The sequence below is a fragment of the Streptomyces sp. NBC_00572 genome, from assembly GCF_026341815.1.
Taxonomy (GTDB): domain Bacteria; phylum Actinomycetota; class Actinomycetes; order Streptomycetales; family Streptomycetaceae; genus Streptomyces.
In genome coordinates this window covers 928,031-945,261 of record NZ_JAPENX010000001.1, presented here as the reverse complement: position 1 = coordinate 945,261, position 17,231 = coordinate 928,031, and the positions used below count along the sequence as shown (strand labels likewise).

Annotated in this window: 16 protein-coding genes and 1 riboswitch; of the genes, 12 read left to right on the top strand and 4 right to left on the bottom strand. The window is 68.9% G+C overall.

Features of this window, described 5'->3' with window-relative positions:
• Positions 1-16: 16 nt before the first annotated feature.
• Positions 17-1,402 (bottom strand): cysteine desulfurase/sulfurtransferase TusA family protein, encoded by a 1,386-nt coding sequence (locus OG514_RS04360; protein ID WP_266891005.1) that lies wholly within the window; start codon positions 1,400-1,402, stop codon positions 17-19.
• Positions 1,403-1,791: 389 nt separating this feature from the next.
• Between OG514_RS04360 and coxB the strand changes: the two genes are divergently transcribed.
• From coxB to OG514_RS04340, 4 genes are all read left to right on the top strand, one after another.
• Positions 1,792-2,757, top strand: coding sequence for a cytochrome c oxidase subunit II (gene coxB / locus OG514_RS04355; RefSeq protein WP_266891003.1), 966 nt, complete (start codon positions 1,792-1,794; stop codon positions 2,755-2,757).
• Positions 2,754-4,490, top strand: coding sequence for a cytochrome c oxidase subunit I (gene ctaD / locus OG514_RS04350; protein WP_266891001.1), 1,737 nt, complete (start codon positions 2,754-2,756; stop codon positions 4,488-4,490). Before coxB ends, ctaD begins: the two co-directional genes overlap by 4 nt.
• Positions 4,487-4,885 carry a cytochrome c oxidase subunit 4 gene (locus OG514_RS04345; protein WP_266890999.1) on the top strand — a complete coding sequence of 133 codons (399 nt, stop codon included), beginning with the start codon at positions 4,487-4,489 and terminating at the stop codon, positions 4,883-4,885. Before ctaD ends, OG514_RS04345 begins: the two co-directional genes overlap by 4 nt.
• 122 nt (positions 4,886-5,007) lie before the next feature.
• Positions 5,008-6,261 (top strand): Ig-like domain-containing protein, encoded by a 1,254-nt coding sequence (locus OG514_RS04340; protein ID WP_266890997.1) that lies wholly within the window; start codon positions 5,008-5,010, stop codon positions 6,259-6,261.
• A 5-nt stretch (positions 6,262-6,266) separates the two neighbouring features.
• Here the strand turns inward: OG514_RS04340 and OG514_RS04335 are convergent, their stop codons facing one another.
• Complete coding sequence (locus OG514_RS04335) at positions 6,267-6,668, bottom strand: hypothetical protein (protein ID WP_266890995.1); 402 nt, start codon at positions 6,666-6,668, stop codon at positions 6,267-6,269.
• A 202-nt stretch (positions 6,669-6,870) separates the two neighbouring features.
• On the opposite strand from OG514_RS04335, the gene OG514_RS04330 reads away from it, so the two are divergent.
• The 6 genes from OG514_RS04330 to OG514_RS04305 all read left to right on the top strand — a co-directional run bounded on the left by OG514_RS04330 (position 6,871) and on the right by OG514_RS04305 (position 14,090).
• Positions 6,871-7,491, top strand: a complete 621-nt coding sequence (locus OG514_RS04330; RefSeq protein WP_266890993.1) for a heme-copper oxidase subunit III — start codon at positions 6,871-6,873, stop codon at positions 7,489-7,491.
• A gap of 74 nt (positions 7,492-7,565) precedes the next feature.
• Positions 7,566-8,375 (top strand): c-type cytochrome, encoded by an 810-nt coding sequence (locus OG514_RS04325; RefSeq protein ID WP_266890991.1) that lies wholly within the window; start codon positions 7,566-7,568, stop codon positions 8,373-8,375.
• Positions 8,372-9,424, top strand: a complete 1,053-nt coding sequence (locus OG514_RS04320) for a ubiquinol-cytochrome c reductase iron-sulfur subunit (RefSeq protein WP_266890989.1) — start codon at positions 8,372-8,374, stop codon at positions 9,422-9,424. Before OG514_RS04325 ends, OG514_RS04320 begins: the two co-directional genes overlap by 4 nt.
• Complete coding sequence (locus OG514_RS04315) at positions 9,421-11,043, top strand: cytochrome bc complex cytochrome b subunit (RefSeq protein WP_266890987.1); 1,623 nt, start codon at positions 9,421-9,423, stop codon at positions 11,041-11,043. Before OG514_RS04320 ends, OG514_RS04315 begins: the two co-directional genes overlap by 4 nt.
• Before the next feature lie 131 nt (positions 11,044-11,174).
• Entirely contained in the window at positions 11,175-12,239 is a 1,065-nt protein-coding gene (gene trpD / locus OG514_RS04310; RefSeq protein WP_266890985.1) for an anthranilate phosphoribosyltransferase, read from the top strand.
• A gap of 88 nt (positions 12,240-12,327) precedes the next feature.
• Positions 12,328-12,444, top strand: a riboswitch (SAM riboswitch).
• Between the two features lie 236 nt (positions 12,445-12,680).
• On the top strand, positions 12,681-14,090 hold the full coding sequence (locus OG514_RS04305) for an aminotransferase class V-fold PLP-dependent enzyme (RefSeq protein WP_266890983.1): 1,410 nt from the start codon (positions 12,681-12,683) through the stop codon (positions 14,088-14,090).
• A gap of 71 nt (positions 14,091-14,161) precedes the next feature.
• Here the strand turns inward: OG514_RS04305 and OG514_RS04300 are convergent, their stop codons facing one another.
• The gene (locus tag OG514_RS04300) at positions 14,162-14,443 is read right to left on the bottom strand and encodes an Lrp/AsnC family transcriptional regulator (RefSeq protein WP_030205672.1); all 282 of its coding nucleotides are present in this window, start codon (positions 14,441-14,443) and stop codon (positions 14,162-14,164) included.
• Positions 14,440-15,174: a rhomboid family intramembrane serine protease gene (locus tag OG514_RS04295; RefSeq protein ID WP_266890977.1), complete on the bottom strand. Its 735-nt coding sequence runs from the start codon at positions 15,172-15,174 to the stop codon at positions 14,440-14,442. The genes OG514_RS04300 and OG514_RS04295 overlap by 4 nt, the downstream gene beginning before the upstream one ends.
• A 158-nt stretch (positions 15,175-15,332) precedes the next feature.
• Between OG514_RS04295 and OG514_RS04290 the strand changes: the two genes are divergently transcribed.
• Both OG514_RS04290 and OG514_RS04285 read left to right on the top strand, forming a co-directional pair.
• Complete coding sequence (locus tag OG514_RS04290; RefSeq protein WP_017238847.1) at positions 15,333-15,575, top strand: hypothetical protein; 243 nt, start codon at positions 15,333-15,335, stop codon at positions 15,573-15,575.
• A 33-nt stretch (positions 15,576-15,608) separates the two neighbouring features.
• Complete coding sequence (locus OG514_RS04285; RefSeq protein ID WP_266890971.1) at positions 15,609-16,973, top strand: NYN domain-containing protein; 1,365 nt, start codon at positions 15,609-15,611, stop codon at positions 16,971-16,973.
• Positions 16,974-17,231: the final 258 nt, after the last annotated feature.

The window sequence follows — 17,231 nt, the reverse complement described above, 5'->3', positions numbered from 1 at the left end:
AGGCGCGGCCCGGCGCTCAGGTCAGCCGACGTACCACGTAAGCGACCCCGCCCCCCGCCGACGGCGACTCGCCCACGTACAACTGCCCCCGCATCTCGCACCACGCCGGAATGTCCAGCCGCGCCGCCGCATCGTCCGCGAGGACCGTCACCGTGCCGCCCACCGGCACGTCGCCGATGACCTTCGCCAGCTCGATGACCGGGATCGGGCAGCGCCGCCCGAGGGCGTCCACCACCAGGGAGTCCGGCCCCGGCGCGGCCACCGGGGACGAGGCCGGCGCGCCGAGCCTCTCCCGCACTCCCGCCACCACCCCCGGCAGTACGTCGAGGAAGCGGTCCACGTCCTCCGCCGTGGTGCCGGTCGGCAGCGACACCCGGACGTTGCCCTCGCTCAGTACCCCCATCGCGCGCAGCACATGGCTGGGCGTCAGCGTCGAACTCGTACACGACGAACCGGACGAAACGGAGAAACCCTCCCGGTCCAGCTCGTGCAGCAGCGTCTCCCCGTCGACGTACAGGCAGGAGAAGGTGACCAGGTGGGGGAGCCGGCGCACCGGGTCGCCCACCACCTCCACATCCGGCACCAGCTCCGGCACCCGCGCCCGGATCCGGTCCACCAGGGCCCGCAGTCGGGCCCCCTCGGCCGCGGCCTCCGCCCGCACCGCCCGCAGCGAGGCCGCCGCCGCCACGATCGCCGGCAGGTTCTCGAAGCCGGGCGCCCGGCCCGACTCCCGCTCGTCCGAGGGGCCTTGGGGCGCGTAGCGGACCCCCTTCCGTACGGCGAGGAGTCCCACGCCCGCCGGACCGCCCCACTTGTGCGCGCTCGCCGCGAGCAGCGACCAGCCGCCCTCCACCGGCCCCCAGCCGAGCGACTGGGCCGCGTCCACGAGCAGCGGCACGCCCGCCGCCCGGCAGGCCTCGGCGACCTCCGCCACCGGCTGCTCGGTCCCCACCTCGTGGTTGGCCGACTGAAGACACGCCAGGGCGGTGCCGGAGTCGAGCGCGGCCCTGAAGGCGTCCGCGTCCACCGCCCCGGAGCGGCCCACCGGCACCTCGGTCAGGGCGCCGCCGGCCGCCGCGTGCGTCTCGGCCGCATGGAGTACGGAGGAGTGTTCGACCGCGGAGACCACGATCCGGTTTCCGACACGCCGACGCCCCGCGAGGGATCCCGAGATTCCCGCGTGAACCGCGCGCGTCCCCGAAGGAGTGAACACCAGCTCGTCGGGACGACAGCCCACGGCCTCCGCCGCGGCCTCCCGGGCCGCGTCGAGGAGCAGCCGGGCCCGCCGCCCCTCCCGGTAGAGCCGGGCCGGATCGGCCCAGCCCTCGTCGAGGGAGGCGAGCAGCGCCTGTCGGGCGACGGGGTGCAGCGGGGCGGCGGACGCGGCGTCGAAGTACGGCATCCGCCCACGGTAGGGCCTGTGCGCGGGCGGCCTTCATCCGCCCACGGTGAGTCCGCGACGAGTCCGGGAGGAGTCCGCGACGAGTCCACGGTGAGGTCGGAGTGACTCCGTGGTGAGCCCGCCGTGAGCCCTCGTCAGAACCGCGCCGCGGCGTACCGGCAGGCCGCCGAACGGACGTGCCCGACCCCCCTCCGGAACCCCGGAGTCCACCCCTTCGGGGACTCGGACGGCGCGTTGGGCACCCTCCCCGCGCGACCCCAAATAGCGTCCAGTAGGGTTTGGTCCGCATAAACATCCAAACCCCTGCCCGCGGCCGGGGCGGCGACCGACCAGCGAGACGGACGGCCGTGGCCGACCAACGCGGGCCGAGACTCTCGGGAAGGCGCTACGTGAGTCCCAACGGCTCCGACCGCTCGTCGCGGCGCCCGATGCGGCGGAAGCTGCCGCAGGTGCTGACTGCGGGCCTGATCCTGGCGACAGCCACGGGCTGCTCGTACAACTGGGAAGACTTCCCCCGCCTGGGTATGCCCACTCCGGTCACGGAAGAGGCCCCTACGATCCTCTCCCTCTGGCAGGGCTCGTGGGCGGCTGCGCTCGCCACGGGCGTCCTGGTCTGGGGGCTGATCCTGTGGTCCGTCATGTTCCACAGGCGCACCCGCACCAAGGTCGAGGTACCTCCGCAGACGCGGTACAACATGCCCATCGAGGCGCTGTACACGGTGACGCCACTCATCATCGTGTCGGTCCTCTTCTACTTCACCGCGCGCGACGAGTCGAAGCTCCTGTCGCTCGCCGACAAGCCGGCCCACACCATCAACGTGGTCGGCTATCAGTGGAGCTGGGGCTTCAACTACATCGAGAACGTGCCGGGTGTGAAGGGCGACGCGCAGACGGCCCCGAACCTCGACGCCATCCCGAACAAGTTCCAGGACGACTTCCCGGCGAACGCCGGCGGCGTCTACGACGCCGGTATCCCCGGTGACCGGAACCCGCAGACCGGCAACCCGGGCCCGACGCTGTGGCTGCCCAAGGGCGAGAAGGTCCGGTTCGTCCTGACCTCCCGTGACGTCATCCACTCCTTCTGGGTGGTCCCCTTCCTCATGAAGCAGGACGTCATCCCGGGTCACACCAACGCCTTCGAGGTCACCCCGACGCAGGAAGGCACCTTCCTCGGCAAGTGCGCCGAGCTGTGCGGTGTCGACCACTCCCGGATGCTCTTCAACGTCAAGGTGGTCTCCCCGGAGCGCTACCAGCAGCACCTGAAGGAGCTGGCCGAGAAGGGGCAGACCGGCTACATCCCGTCTGGCATCGAGCAGACGGACCCGGCCAGGAATGCGGAGAAGAACCAACTGTGAGCATCCACAACGAAACCCAGGGTGCCGCCGCAGCTGAGGACTCGTACGAGAACGAGCTGCCCGTACGGCGCAAGCAGCCCGGCAACGTCGTGATCAAGTGGCTGACCACCACCGATCACAAGACGATCGGGACGATGTACCTGGTCACGTCGTTCGTCTTCTTCTGCATCGGCGGACTCATGGCGCTCTTCATGCGCGCCGAGCTGGCCCGTCCGGGTACGCAGATCATGTCGAACGAGCAGTTCAACCAGGCGTTCACGATGCACGGCACGATCATGCTGCTGATGTTCGCGACGCCGCTGTTCGCCGGATTCGCCAACTGGATCATGCCGCTGCAGATCGGCGCGCCCGACGTGGCGTTCCCGCGGCTGAACATGTTCGCGTACTGGCTGTACCTCTTCGGCTCGATCATGGCGGTGGCCGGCTTCCTCACCCCGCAGGGTGCGGCCGACTTCGGCTGGTTCGCCTACTCCCCGCTGTCGGACGCCGTCCGCTCGCCGGGTGTCGGCGCCGACATGTGGATCATGGGTCTGGCCTTCTCCGGCTTCGGCACGATCCTCGGTTCGGTCAACTTCATCACCACGATCATCTGCATGCGCGCTCCGGGCATGACGATGTTCCGCATGCCGATCTTCGTCTGGAACGTGCTGCTGACCGGTGTTCTGGTCCTGCTCGCCTTCCCGGTCCTTGCGGCCGCGCTGTTCGCCCTGGAGGCGGACCGCAAGTTCGGTGCACACGTCTTCGACGCGGCCAACGGTGGAGCGTTGCTCTGGCAACACCTCTTCTGGTTCTTCGGCCACCCAGAGGTGTACATCATCGCGCTGCCGTTCTTCGGCATCATCTCCGAGGTCATCCCGGTCTTCAGCCGCAAGCCGATGTTCGGCTACATCGGTCTGGTGGCCGCGACCATCGCGATCGCCGGTCTGTCCGTGACCGTGTGGGCCCACCACATGTACGTCACAGGCGGCGTGCTCCTGCCGTTCTTCTCCTTCATGACGTTCCTCATCGCCGTACCGACAGGCGTGAAGTTCTTCAACTGGATCGGAACGATGTGGAAGGGCTCGTTGTCCTTCGAGACACCGATGCTCTGGACGATCGGCTTCCTGATCACCTTCACCTTCGGTGGTCTGACGGGCGTCATCCTGGCCTCGCCGCCGATGGACTTCCACGTCTCCGACTCGTACTTCGTCGTCGCGCACTTCCACTACGTCGTCTTCGGCACCGTGGTCTTCGCGATGTTCGCTGGCTTCCACTTCTGGTGGCCGAAGTTCACGGGCAAGATGCTGGACGAGCGGCTCGGCAAGATGACGTTCTGGACGCTGTTCATCGGCTTCCACGGCACCTTCCTGGTTCAGCACTGGCTCGGTGCCGAGGGCATGCCGCGTCGTTACGCGGACTACCTCGACGCCGACGGCTTCACCGCGCTGAACACGATCTCGACGATCTCCTCCTTCCTGCTCGGTCTGTCGATCCTGCCGTTCCTCTACAACGTCTGGAAGACCGCCAAGTACGGCAAGAAGATCGAGGTCGACGACCCGTGGGGCTACGGCCGTTCGCTCGAATGGGCGACGTCCTGCCCGCCGCCGCGGCACAACTTCCTCACGCTGCCGCGGATCCGTTCGGAATCCCCGGCGTTCGACCTGCACCACCCTGAGATCGCCGCTCTCGACCAGCTCGAGAACAAGGGGCACGTGGTCGAGGCCCTCGCGGGCAGCAAGGAGGTCGGCAAGTGAAGATCCAGGGCAAGATGTTCATCTGGCTGAGCGTCTTCATCCTTGCCATGGCCATCCTGTATGGCGTCTGGTCGAAGGAGCCGGTCGGTACGACGGCGCTGTTCCTCGCGTTCGGCCTGTCCATCATGATCGGCTACTACCTGGCCTTCACGGCCAAGCGTGTCGACGCGATGGCGCAGGACGACAAGGAGGCCGACGTCGCGGACGAGGCCGGTGAAGTGGGCTTCTTCGCCCCGCACAGCTGGCAGCCGCTGTCGCTGGCCGTCGGCGGTGCGCTCGCCTTCCTCGCCATCGCGATGGGCTGGTGGATCCTGTACTTCTCCGCCCCGCTGATCCTCGTCGGCCTGTTCGGCTGGGTCTTCGAGTTCTACCGCGGCGAGAACCAGAACCAGTAGCGGTACCCCGCTCCGCACCGGAGCACCCGGAGGGGCCCGGACACTTCGTCACCGAAGTGTCCGGGCCCCTCTTTTGGCGCACTCGACGCGCTGGTGCCGAGGACAGTCCTTAGCGTGAAGTCATGAACGACACGCCGCGCATTCGGACTGTTCTGAGCTGCACTCTTCTGGCCGTCACCGTCACCGCAGCCGCCTCGGCGTGCGCGGGCTCCGACGGCCATCCCCTGTCGGCGAGGGCGTATGACGCGGCGGACCAGCTCGCGGTCAGCGTCCCCGCGGACGGAGCCAAGGCCGACCCCGAGAAGCCCTTGGAGGTCACCGCCAAGGGCGACGACGGCAGGATCACCGACGTCACCGCCATAGACACGGCGGGCCACCACCTGGCGGGCGAACTCACCGCGGACGGGCAGCGCTGGCGCTCCACGGCCGCCCTGGCGGCCGGCACCCGCTACACCGTTCGGGTGGCCACAGAGGACGAGGACGGCGCTCCAGGCGCCCGTACGTTCACTTTCGAGACGGCACCCGCCAAACGGGCCCTTACCGTGGCCTTCGGCCCGCAGGCGGGCACGTACGGCGTCGGACAGCCCGTCACCGCCGACCTCAGCCTCCCCGTCAAGGACCGCAAGGCCCGCGCGGTCGTCGAACGGGCCCTCAAGGTCCGCTCCACGCCCTCCGTCGAGGGCGCCTGGTACTGGGTGGACGACAAGAAGCTGCACTTCCGCCCGAAGGAGTACTGGCCCGCGGGCGCGAGCGTCACGGTCACCGGCAACCTGGACGGCCTCAAGGTCGGCGACAAGCTGTACGGCGGCGCGTCCAAGGCGCTGAAGCTCACCATCGGCGACCGGATCGAGGCCGTCGCGGACGCCGGGTCCCACTACATGACCGTGCGACGCAACGGAGAAGTGATCAATACCATTCCGGTGACCACGGGCAAACCGGGCTTCTCCACCCGAAACGGCGTCAAGGTAGTCCTCGGCAAGGAGTACTACGTCCGGATGCGGGGCACCAGCATCGGCATCGCCGAAGGCAGCTCCGAGTCGTACGACCTGCCCGTCTACTACGCCACCCGGGTCACCTGGAGCGGTGAGTACGTCCACGCCGCGCCCTGGTCGGTCGGCTCGCAGGGCGTGGCGAACGTGAGCCACGGCTGTGTCGGTATGTCGACCGGGAACGCGGCCTGGTTCTACGAGACCGTCCGCCCCGGCGACATCGTCAGCGTCGTCAACAGCTACGGCGACACGATGGACACCTTCGGCAACGGCTTCGGCGACTGGAACATGCCGTGGGCCAAGTGGCAGGAGGGCAGCGCCCTGGTGGAGGCCGCCGGAAACCCGGTGGCCACCACGGAGAAGGCCCGCCTCAGGCCCTCGATCTGATCAGCTCAGGCGTCGATCGACAGCCGCGAGCGGATCAGGGAGGCCAAGGACGCCGCGAACTCGACCGGTTCCACCGGAAGGGTGACCGCGGCGTCCGCGCGGCTCCAGGTGGCCAGCCAGGCGTCCTGCGGGCGGCCGATGAGCAGCAGTACCGGCGGGCACCGGAAGACCTCGTCCTTGATCTGCCGGCAGACACCCATGCCGCCGGCCGGCACCGCCTCGCCGTCCAGGACGCAGACGTCGATGCCGCCCTCGTCCAGGTGCTTCAGCACCGCGGGCAGGGTCGCGCACTCCACGAACTCGACCGGGGGGACGTCCGACGCGGGCCTGCGCCCGGCCGCCAGCCGTACCTGCTCGCGGGTGTTCGCGTCGTCGCTGTAGACCAGGACCGTGGCACTCGACTGCATCGTTCCTCCGGCTGGGAAGGCGGGTGGGTCGTCGTCGACCGATGCGCGGATGCTACTCCGGTCCACACCCCGTCAACACCCGTTCAACACCTGTTCGAAGGGTGCCGGGGGGCCCTCGCACTGGGCCGTTCGGGCTGGACACACCCCTCTGACACTCCGAACGGCACCCCCCGGAGTGAGGGCGGGATAAGCGACCGACATAATGTCGGTCGTGGCGACAGTAACGACAGTAGAAACAGGGCACGCGCACCCGTCGGTCAATCGACCGAACCTCACCAGCGTCGGAACCATCATCTGGTTGAGCTCCGAGCTGATGTTCTTCGCGGCCCTCTTCGCGATGTACTTCACCCTGCGATCGGTGATGGGTGCCGAGTACTGGACGGAAAAGGCCTCGGCCTTGAACTTCCCGTTCTCGGCGACCAACACCACGATCCTGGTGCTCTCCTCGCTCACCTGCCAGCTCGGCGTCTTCGCCGCCGAGCGGGGCGACGTGAAGAAGCTCCGGTCGTGGTTCATCATCACGTTCGTGATGGGTTCGATCTTCATCGGCGGACAGGTCTTCGAGTACACCGAGCTGGTGAAGGTGGACGGCCTCTCGCTGTCCTCCGACCCGTACGGCTCCGTGTTCTACCTGACCACCGGCTTCCACGGCCTGCACGTGACGGGCGGTCTCATCGCCTTCCTGCTGGTCCTCGGCCGAACGTACGCCGCCAAGAGGTTCACTCACGAGCAGGCAACCGCCGCCATCGTCGTGTCCTACTACTGGCACTTCGTCGATGTCGTCTGGATCGGCCTCTTCGCCACGATCTACATGATCAAGTAATCGGCGCCGCCGTCACGGCGGACCGAGACATCCAGCAAGCATCGACGCAGAAGATCCTGACACCGGGGTAATCCGTGAAAAAGCTCTCCGCACGACGACGCCATCCGCTGGCGGCGGTCGTCGTCCTACTTCTCGCGCTGGCGGCCACTGGGGGGCTGTACGCCGCGTTCGCGCCCGCGAGCACGGCGAAGGCCGATGAAACCGCCCAGTCCCTCGCCATCGAGGAGGGCAAGAAGCTCTACTCCGTCGGCTGCGCCAGCTGCCACGGAACCGGCGGTCAGGGCACCACTGACGGCCCCTCCCTCGTCGGCGTCGGTTCGGCCGCCGTCGACTTCCAGGTCGGCACGGGTCGCATGCCGGCCCAGCAGCCGGGCGCCCAGGTCCCGAAGAAGAAGGTCATCTACTCGCAGGCTGAGATCGATCAGCTCGCGGCGTACGTGGCGTCTCTCGGTGCCGGTCCGATCACGCCGACCGAGGGCCAGTACAGCCCTGACGGTGCGGACATCGCCAAGGGTGGCGAGCTGTTCCGCACCAACTGTGCCCAGTGCCACAACTTCACCGGTGAGGGCGGCGCGCTGACCTACGGCAAGTACGCCCCGAACCTCGAAGGCGTGAGCCCGAAGCACCTCTACGAGGCCATGCAGACCGGCCCGCAGAACATGCCCTCCTTCCCGGACACGACCATGCCGGAGAAGGAGAAGAAGGACATCATCGCGTACGTCCAGGCCGTCAACAGTGACGAGGCCGACAACCCGGGCGGTCTCAAGCTCGGTGGCCTCGGCCCCGTCAGCGAGGGTCTGTTCGCCTGGGTCTTCGGTCTGGGTGCGCTGATCGCAGTTGCCGTCTGGGTCGCGGCCCACACCGCTAAGGCCAAGAAGTCATGAGTAGCCAAGAGATTCCAGAAGAGAACCTGCCGGCAGGGCAGGACACCGCGCACGGCGCGGTGAAGGTCGCCGACGACCCGTTCGCCGACCCGGGCCTCCCGCCCCACAAGCCCCGCATCCAGGACATCGACGAGCGGGCCGCGCGTCGGTCCGAGCGCGCGGTGGCGTTCATGTTCACGCTGTCGATGCTGGCCACGATCGGCTTCATCGCCTCGTACGTGATCTTCCCGGTCGACAAGATCGTGTACATCTGGCCCTTCGGCCGGGTGTCCGCGCTCAACTTCGCGCTGGGCTGGACCCTGGGTCTCGCGCTCTTCTTCATCGGCGCGGGCGCGGTCCACTGGGCCCGCACCCTGATGTCCGACGTCGAGATCGCGGACGAGCGGCACCCGATCGCGGCCGACGCCGAGACCAAGGCGAAGGTCATGTCGGACTTCGCGGCCGGTGCCGCCGAGTCGGGCATGGGCCGCCGCAAGCTCATCCGCAACACGATGTTCGGCGCGCTGTCGCTCGTTCCGCTCTCCGGCCTCGTGCTGCTGCGTGACATGGGCCCGCTGCCCGAGAAGAAGCTCCGGACCACCATGTGGACCAAGGGCCTTCAGCTCATCAACATGAACACGCACGAGCCGCTGCGTCCCGAGGACGTCGCGGTCGGTTCGCTGACCTTCGCGATGCCCGAGGGCCTCTCGGAGCACGACCACGACTTCCAGGTCGAGATCGCCAAGGCCGCCCTGATGATCGTCCGGATCCAGCCGGAGGACATCAAGGACAAGCGCGAGCTCGAGTGGTCGCACGAGGGCATCGTCGCCTTCTCGAAGATCTGCACCCACGTGGGCTGCCCGATCTCCCTGTACGAGCAGCAGACGCATCACGTCCTCTGCCCGTGCCACCAGTCCACCTTCGACCTCTCCGACGGCGCCCGCGTCATCTTCGGCCCGGCCGGTCACGCCCTCCCGCAGCTGCGGATCGGCGTGAACGACAAGGGCTTCCTGGAGGCGCTCAGCGACTTCGACGAGCCCGTCGGTCCGTCCTTCTGGGAGCGCGGATGAGCACCGTGACCGATACGAAGAAAGCGCCCGCCGGTGAGCGGGTCGCCGACTGGGCCGACGGACGCCTGGGTATCTACACCCTGGCCAAGTCGAACATGCGGAAGATCTTCCCGGACCACTGGTCCTTCATGCTGGGCGAGATCTGCCTCTACAGCTTCCTCATCATCATCCTGACGGGCGTCTATCTGACGATGTTCTTCCACCCGTCGATGAACGAGGTGGAGTACGTCGGACCGTACGTCCCGCTCCAGGGACAGCTGATGTCCGAGGCGTTCAACTCGACGATGCACATCTCGTTCGAGGTCCGCGGTGGTCTGCTCATCCGGCAGATCCACCACTGGGCGGCGCTGATCTTCCTCGCGGGCATGTTCGTGCACATGATGCGCGTGTTCTTCACGGGCGCGTTCCGCAAGCCGCGTGAGATCAACTGGCTGTTCGGCTTCCTGCTGTTCTTCCTGGGCATGTTCACCGGCTTCACCGGTTACTCGCTCCCGGACGACCTGCTCTCCGGCACCGGTGTCCGCTTCATGCAGGGCGCGATCCTGTCCGTCCCGGTCATCGGCACGTACCTGTCGATGTTCCTGTTCGGCGGGGAGTTCCCCGGCGGCGACTTCGTGGCCCGGTTCTACTCGGCCCACGTCCTGCTGCTGCCGGGCATCATGCTCGGCCTCGTGGTGGCCCACCTCATCCTGGTGTTCTTCCACAAGCACACGCAGTTCGCCGGCCCCGGCCGTACGAACAAGAACGTCGTGGGCATGCCGCTGCTGCCGGTCTACATGGCCAAGGCCGGAGGCTTCTTCTTCCTGGTCTTCGGTGTCATCGCGATCATCGCGGCGATCGCCTCGATCAACCCGATCTGGGCCATCGGCCCGTACCGCCCGGACCAGGTGTCCACCGGCGCCCAGCCCGACTGGTACATGGGCTTCGCCGAGGGTCTGATCCGTGTCATGCCGGGCTGGGAGATCAACCTCTGGGGCCACACGCTGGTCCTGGGCGTGATGATCCCGCTGGCGATCTTCCCGGCGGTCCTCGCGGCGATCGCGGTCTACCCGTTCATCGAGTCGTGGATCACCGGCGACAAGCGCGAGCACCACATCGCGCAGCGCCCGCGCAACGCTCCGACGCGCACCGGTTTCGGTGTCGCCTGGATCACCGCGTACATGATCATGCTCGTGGGTGGTGGAAACGACCTCTGGGCGACCCACTTCCACCTGTCGCTCAACTCGATCACCTGGTTCGTGCGGATCTTCTTCTTCGTCGGCCCGGTCATCGCGTTCGTCGCCACCAAGCGGATCTGCCTCGGCCTCCAGCGCCGCGACAAGGACAAGGTGCTGCACGGCCGCGAGTCCGGCATCATCAAGCGCCTGCCGCACGGTGAGTTCGTCGAGATCCACGAGCCGCTCAGCCAGGGCGAGAAGCACCGCCTCACCGCGCACGAGCAGTACGAGGCCGCGGAGCTTCCGCCGGCCGTCGACGAGAACGGTGTCGAGCGCAAGATCGGGCGCATGGAGAAGCTCCGGGTCAAGCTCAACAGGGGCTACTACGCCGACGACAACCAGATCGCCAAGCCCACGGTGGAGGAGTACAAGGAGATCGAGAGCGGCCACGGCCACCACTGATCACCTGGATCCTCCGACTTTCTGAAGTCGCCACAGCGGGAGCCCCGTCCATTCGATGGACGGGGCTCTTTGCCGTCCCCGGGGGTCGATAGGGTGGAGCCCTAGCCGTTACGGACTCACCAGGAGCTGCCATGAGCGCTGCGACCCCCGCTGGAGGACCTACGTCGGCGGGCCGCTCCTGGCCCGTCGTACTGGAAGGTCTGCTGACCGGCCGCGACCAGAGCGCCGAGGACACCGCCTGGGCGATGGACCGGATCCTGCGCGGCGAGGCCACCGACGCCCAGATCGCCGGCTTCGCGGTCGCCCTGCGCGCCAAGGGCGAGACCGTCGACGAGATCACCGGCCTCGTCCGCACCATGTACGAGCACGCCAACACGATCGAGGTGCCCGGCCCGTCCGTCGACATCGTCGGTACCGGCGGCGACGGCGCCAAGACCGTCAACATCTCCACGATGTCCGCGATCGTCGTCGCCGGCACCGGTGCCAAGGTCGTCAAGCACGGCAACCGGGCCGCGTCCTCCGCCTCCGGCGCCTCCGACGTCCTGGAGAAGCTGGGCGTCAATCTGCAGCTGACCCCGCAGCGGGTCGCCGAGGTCGCGGAGGAGGCCGGGATCACCTTCTGCTTCGCGGTGAAGTTCCACCCGGCGCTGCGTCATGTCGCCGCTGCCCGCAAGGAACTCGGCATCCGGACCACCTTCAACTTCCTCGGTCCGCTCACCAACCCGGCCCGCGTCAAGGCCCAGGCGACCGGTGTGGCCGACGCCCGGATGGCCCCGATCATGGCCGGCGTGCTGGCCGACCGCGGCTCCTCCGCGCTCGTCTTCCGCGGCGACGACGGCCTGGACGAGCTGACCACCACCGCCACCTCGCGGGTCTGGGTGGTCCGCGACGGTGCGGTACGCGAGGAGGCCTTCGACCCCCGGGACGTCGGCATCGACCTCGTACCGGTGGAGGCCCTGCGCGGCGCCGACGCCTCGTACAACGCCGATGTCGCCCGCCGTCTGCTCGCGGGGGAGACCGGTCCGGTACGGGACGCGGTGCTGCTCAACTCGGCGGCGGCGCTGACCGCGCTCACGCCGGGGGAGGGCACCCTGGTGGAGGAGATCCGCGCCGGCATCGAGAAGGCCGCGGAGGCGATCGACTCCGGCGAGGCCCGCCGGGCCCTGGAGCGCTGGATCACCGCCAGCAACGCCTGACGATTCGCACGTCGTACGTCCAAGACCCCGGTCCAGTATGCGGACCGGGGTCTTGCGCTTCGTCGATCATGTGGCAGGATGCTCTACAGGTCACGAGTGACAGCGTTTTGGCCCCGGCTTGCTGTCCGGCAACCCTCCGTCCGTGGCGGGGTGCCCCGGGTGATGACCAGGCCGTAGGCAGCGAGGTCTACGGCAAGCGCGGACCCCTCGAACACCAGGGGTCCTGGTCTCTCGAGGAGCTTTTTCCGTGAGCAAGCGAATGCGATAGGGCGAATACGCCCCTTCTTCACCCTCGGATCATCGGATCAGGGTCACTTCCGCGTACCCGCGTGCACTTCCGTGCCCTCCCGTGTCCTCCGAGGCATCACCCGTACCCCGCCGTGTCCGGCCGCGTACGGGATCACCGAAGCCATTCAGCACCGCCCGCCGGGAGATACCGCCATGTCCGCACGCCCTGACGCCGTCGCCACCGCCACCGCTGTCGTCGAGACCGCCGCCGCCGACTCCGCCGACCCCTGCTGCGACGCCCCGCTGCCCGTGCTCGGCCGCGACGTCACCGTCCCGCTCGTCACCGGGGGCGAGGTGACCTACGCGGCGCTCGACTACGCGGCCAGCGCCCCGGCCCTCCAGCGGGTGTGGGACGACGTCGCCGCGTACGCCCCCTACTACGGCAGCGTCCACCGCGGCGCCGGCTACCTCTCCCAGCTCTCCACCGACCTCTTCGAGAACAGCCGCGTCACCGTCGCCGAGTTCCTCGACTGCCGCCCCGGCGACCAGGTCGTCTTCACCCGTTCCACCACCGACTCGCTCAACCTGCTCGCCGCCACCCTCCCCGCCGACTGCCAGGTCTTCGTCTTCGAGACCGAGCACCACGCCTCGCTGCTGCCCTGGCGCGACGCCCGGGTCACCTACCTCAACGCGCCGCGCACCCCGGAGCAGGCCGTCGCCACCCTGGAGCGCGCCCTCGCCGACCGCGACCCGTACGGTCCCGCCCTGGTCTGCGTCACCGGCGCCTCCAACGTCACCGGTGAGCTGTGGCCGGTGAAGGAGCTCGCCGCCGCCGCTCACGCCCACGGCGCCCGGATCGTGCTCGACGCCGCCCAGCTCGCGCCCCACCACCCGGTCTCCGTGCAGGAGCTGGACGTGGACTGGATCGCCTTCTCCGGGCACAAGCTGTACGCGCCCTTCGGCTCGGGTGTCCTCGCAGGCCGCGCCGACTGGCTGCAGGACTCCGAGCCCTACCTCGCGGGCGGCGGCGCCTCCCGCAAGGTGGCGCGTCGGGCCGACGGTGGTGTGGACGTGGAGTGGCACACCACCGCGGCCCGGCACGAGGCCGGCTCCCCGAACGTCATCGGCGTGTACTCCATCGCCTCCGCCTGCAAGGCGCTCACCGAGGCCGGCTTCGACGGGCTCGTGGCCCGCGAGAAGCACCTGATCGCCACGGTCCGCGAGGGTCTCGCCGAGGTTCCCGAGGTCAAGGTGCTCTCGCTCTTCGGCGACGACGCCCCCCGCGTCGGCGTCATCTCCTTCGTCGTGGAGGGCTGGAACAGCTCCCACTTCGCAGCCGCGCTCTCCGCCGAGTACGGCATCGGCGTCCGCGACGGTCTGTTCTGCGCCCACCCGCTGGTCCGTACGCTGCTCGGCAGCGACCCGCAGGACCCGGGCGAGTGCGGCGCCCCCGAAGCGGCCCCGGGGGAGAGGTCGCTCAACGCCATCCGGGTGAGCTTCGGCGCCGGTACGCCGGACGAGCACGTCGAGCGGTTCGTCGGCGCCGTGAAGGAGCTCGTCCGCGACGGCGCGCAGTGGAAGTACCGTACCGAGGACGGCCGCTGCGTCCCGGACCGCGGCTGAGCACTCACTCGTACGGGTGAAGGGGGCCTCCCGAGCGGGAGGCCCCCTTCACCCATGCCGTGTACGAGGTCTCAGGACTCCAGCCCGATGGCGAAGGCCGCCTCCAGGTCGTGCTGGGAGTACGTACGGAAGGCGACATGCGTGTCCGTGGCCTCGACGCCCGGGATCTTGCTGATGCTGCCGGGGATCACGTCCGCCAGGTCGTCGTGACGGGGCACGCGGACCATGGCGATGAGGTCGTAGGTGCCGGTCACCGAGAAGACCTCGCTGACGCTGTCGAGCGCGGCGATCGACTCGGCGATCTCGGGGATGCGGTCCACGCTGGTCTTGATGAGCACGATCGCGGTGATCACGGCTGGCTTTCTCCCTCGGTCGCCGCGGCTTGGGCTTTCACTCTATCCCCACCCCGGTAGCGCCCCCAGGCGTAGAGGAAGCCGACGGAGAAGCCCACCACATGGGCCAGATAGGCGACGCCGGGACCGGCGCCCGCGGCACGCGCGGCCAGCCACTGCAGCACGAACCAGAAGATCAGCACGATCCAGGCGGGGAAGCGCAGCGGCAGGAAGAAGAGGAACGGGAAGAGACTGGTGACCCGGGAGCGCGGGAAGAGGAAGAGAAAGGCCCCGAGCACCCCGGAGATCGCCCCGGACGCCCCGACCAGGGTCTGCTCGCTGTTCGCGTGCGCCACCGCGTACCCGAGCAGTGCGAGGTAGCCCGTGCCCAGGTAGAAGAGGGCGAACTCGACGGGACCCATGCGCTCCTCGGCCATCGCTCCGAAGACGTACAGGAACAGCATGTTTCCCAGCAGGTGGAGCCAGCTGCCGTGGACGAAGAGCGCGGTGAGCGGGGTCAGCAGGGCGCGGGGCTCGCCGCTCATCAGCTCGGCCGGGACGACGCCCCAGCGGCGGAAGTACTCGCCCTGCGCCGCGAGGAGCTGGTCGCCCGTGCCGTACACCGGGTTGAGTCCGGAGACCGGGCCGATCGCGAAGAGCAGACAGCAGGCGGCGATCAGTCCGTACGTCACCGTGGGTCCGCTGCGTGTGCCCCGCCAGGCACCGAGGGCCGCACCTCGCCAGTCGATCATGGACAGATCATGGCGTACCGGGGCCGAACTGGACAGAGTGCCTCGCCGTGCCCCCGGGTACCGGCGAGGCCGTAGGGTAACGGGCAGTACGACCGCAGTTCGACGGCGCACCGCGGCTCCCGCACCTGGTACCACGCAACAGGAAGAAGGACGGCACGATGACGACGGTTCCCCTGCCGACCGCCGAGACCCGGTGGCGCTGCACGCTCTGCGGCAACCTGACCCGCTTCGACGTGACGCGCTCGTCCAAGGTCGTCGAGTACGTCCATCTGGACCTCGCGGGAGACCCGACGGTCGAGGAGCGGCAGGTGGTCAGTGAGACCATCGAGTCGGTCCGCTGCCGCTGGTGCAACGCGGTGGATCAGATCGAACTGGTGGACAGGCCGGGCGCCGCTTCCTGAGGGACGGCGCGGACGACATAGGGGTGACGGATCGTGGAGCAGCCCGCGCACGGTGGAGAACCGGCCGGCGCGGCAGGTGACGCTGCCGAGGCGCTCGACCACCCACTGCCGGAAGGCGTACGGCGGCGGGTCGTCGCGCTGGTCGCTGACGCTTTCGGCGGGCTGACCGTCGCGGAGCTGCCCGCGCCCCTGCGGCAGTACGCCCGATTCACCGCCACCCGGCGGGCCAAGTTCGCCGGGAACGCGATGGCCGCTGCCCTGGAGAGCGACCCGCTCTTCCGTCAACGGATCGGCGAACGGTTCAAGCAGGGCCAGCCCGAGCTGGCCGGAGCCGTCGAGACCGGCACCCCGCCCGCCGCCGCCGACCCCGTCGACGTGGCGGCGGCCGCCTATGTGCTGCGCCCGCCCGGCTGGGTCAAGCTCGTGGCCGCCGCGGGCGAGGAGGCCCAGCGCGTCGACGCCGAGCGCGCCGACGAGGCGGGCCGGCGTGAGCTGGAGCGGCTGCGCGAGGAACTCGCCGCCGCCCGGGACCGCTCGCGCGGCGAGACCGAGGAGCTGCGCCACGACCTGGAGGCGGCCCGGAAGGAAGCGGAATCGCTTCACCGCAAGCTGCGCAGCGCCCAGAGCGATGTGAAGCGCGGCGAGGCCGCGCTGCGCCGGGTCCAGGGCGAGATCGACACCGCGAAGGCGGAGGCGGCGGCCCAGGTGTCGTCCGCCGAGAGCGAGAGCCGACGGCTCAAGGCCCGGCTCGGCGAGGTCGAGGCGGCCCTGGAGGCGAGCCGCAGGACCGCCCGTGAGGGGCGCTCGGTGGAGGACATGCGGCTGCGGCTGCTGCTCGACACCGTTCTCGACGCCGCCCAGGGGCTGCGCCGCGAACTCGCGCTGCCACCGGTGTCGATGCACCCTGCGGACACCGTGGACGCGGTGGAGCCGGGGCGGATGTCGCCGAAGGACATCGCCGCGCGGGCGCTCTCCGAGACCGACCCGGCGCTGCTCGACCAGCTGCTCGCGCTGCCGCAGGCGCATCTGGTCGTCGACGGCTACAACGTCACCAAGACCGGCTATCCGACGATGCCGTTGGAGAAGCAGCGGCTGCGGCTGCTCGGCAGTCTGTCGGCCCTCGCGGCCCGCTCGGGCGCCGAGGTCACCTGTGTCTTCGACGGGGCGGAGCTGGCGGCCCCGGTGCTGCTGGCGCCGCCGCGCGGGGTGCGGGTGCTGTTCTCCAAGCCCGGTGTGACGGCCGACGAGTTGATCCGTCAGCTGGTACGGGCGGAGCCGCCGGGCCGGCCGGTCGTGGTGGTCAGCACCGACCGCGAGGTGGCCGACGGAGTGGCGAAGGCGGGTGCGCGGCCGGTGGCGTCCGCCTTGTTGCTGAAGCGGCTTTCGCGGCTCTCATGACGCATCGCACGACATCGCAACTCTCGGGCCTTATGCCCGAATTCTGGACGGCGGACCGTCAAGTGCCCATCACTGCCCGTGCGGTACGTGTAAATTAAGTGGTCCGTGGGCAATATTTTTGCCAGTGGGATTTGAACTGATCACAACTTGGTCACTAGGGTCGAGCTTCGAACCTTCGCGCGGTTGATCACCCATCCGGGGTGGCGGCGGAGGAACCGCCTGCCCCTTACCGGTTGGGCGGCTCTGAGGAAGAAGGAG

Excerpts from the sequence above, each read along its gene's own strand:
- OG514_RS04305 (WP_266890983.1), top strand. The coding sequence starts at position 12,681 with ATGTCCGCACGCCCTGACGCCGTCGCCACCGCCACCGCTGTCGTCGAG.
- OG514_RS04335 (WP_266890995.1), bottom strand. The coding sequence starts at position 6,668 with ATGCAGTCGAGTGCCACGGTCCTGGTCTACAGCGACGACGCGAACACC.
- OG514_RS04290 (WP_017238847.1), top strand. The coding sequence starts at position 15,333 with ATGACGACGGTTCCCCTGCCGACCGCCGAGACCCGGTGGCGCTGCACG.
- OG514_RS04295 (WP_266890977.1), bottom strand. The coding sequence starts at position 15,174 with ATGATCGACTGGCGAGGTGCGGCCCTCGGTGCCTGGCGGGGCACACGC.
- OG514_RS04320 (WP_266890989.1), top strand. The coding sequence starts at position 8,372 with ATGAGTAGCCAAGAGATTCCAGAAGAGAACCTGCCGGCAGGGCAGGAC.
- OG514_RS04315 (WP_266890987.1), top strand. The coding sequence starts at position 9,421 with ATGAGCACCGTGACCGATACGAAGAAAGCGCCCGCCGGTGAGCGGGTC.
- trpD (WP_266890985.1), top strand. The coding sequence starts at position 11,175 with ATGAGCGCTGCGACCCCCGCTGGAGGACCTACGTCGGCGGGCCGCTCC.
- OG514_RS04340 (WP_266890997.1), top strand. The coding sequence starts at position 5,008 with ATGAACGACACGCCGCGCATTCGGACTGTTCTGAGCTGCACTCTTCTG.
- OG514_RS04330 (WP_266890993.1), top strand. The coding sequence starts at position 6,871 with ATGTCGGTCGTGGCGACAGTAACGACAGTAGAAACAGGGCACGCGCAC.
- OG514_RS04360 (WP_266891005.1), bottom strand. The coding sequence starts at position 1,402 with ATGCCGTACTTCGACGCCGCGTCCGCCGCCCCGCTGCACCCCGTCGCC.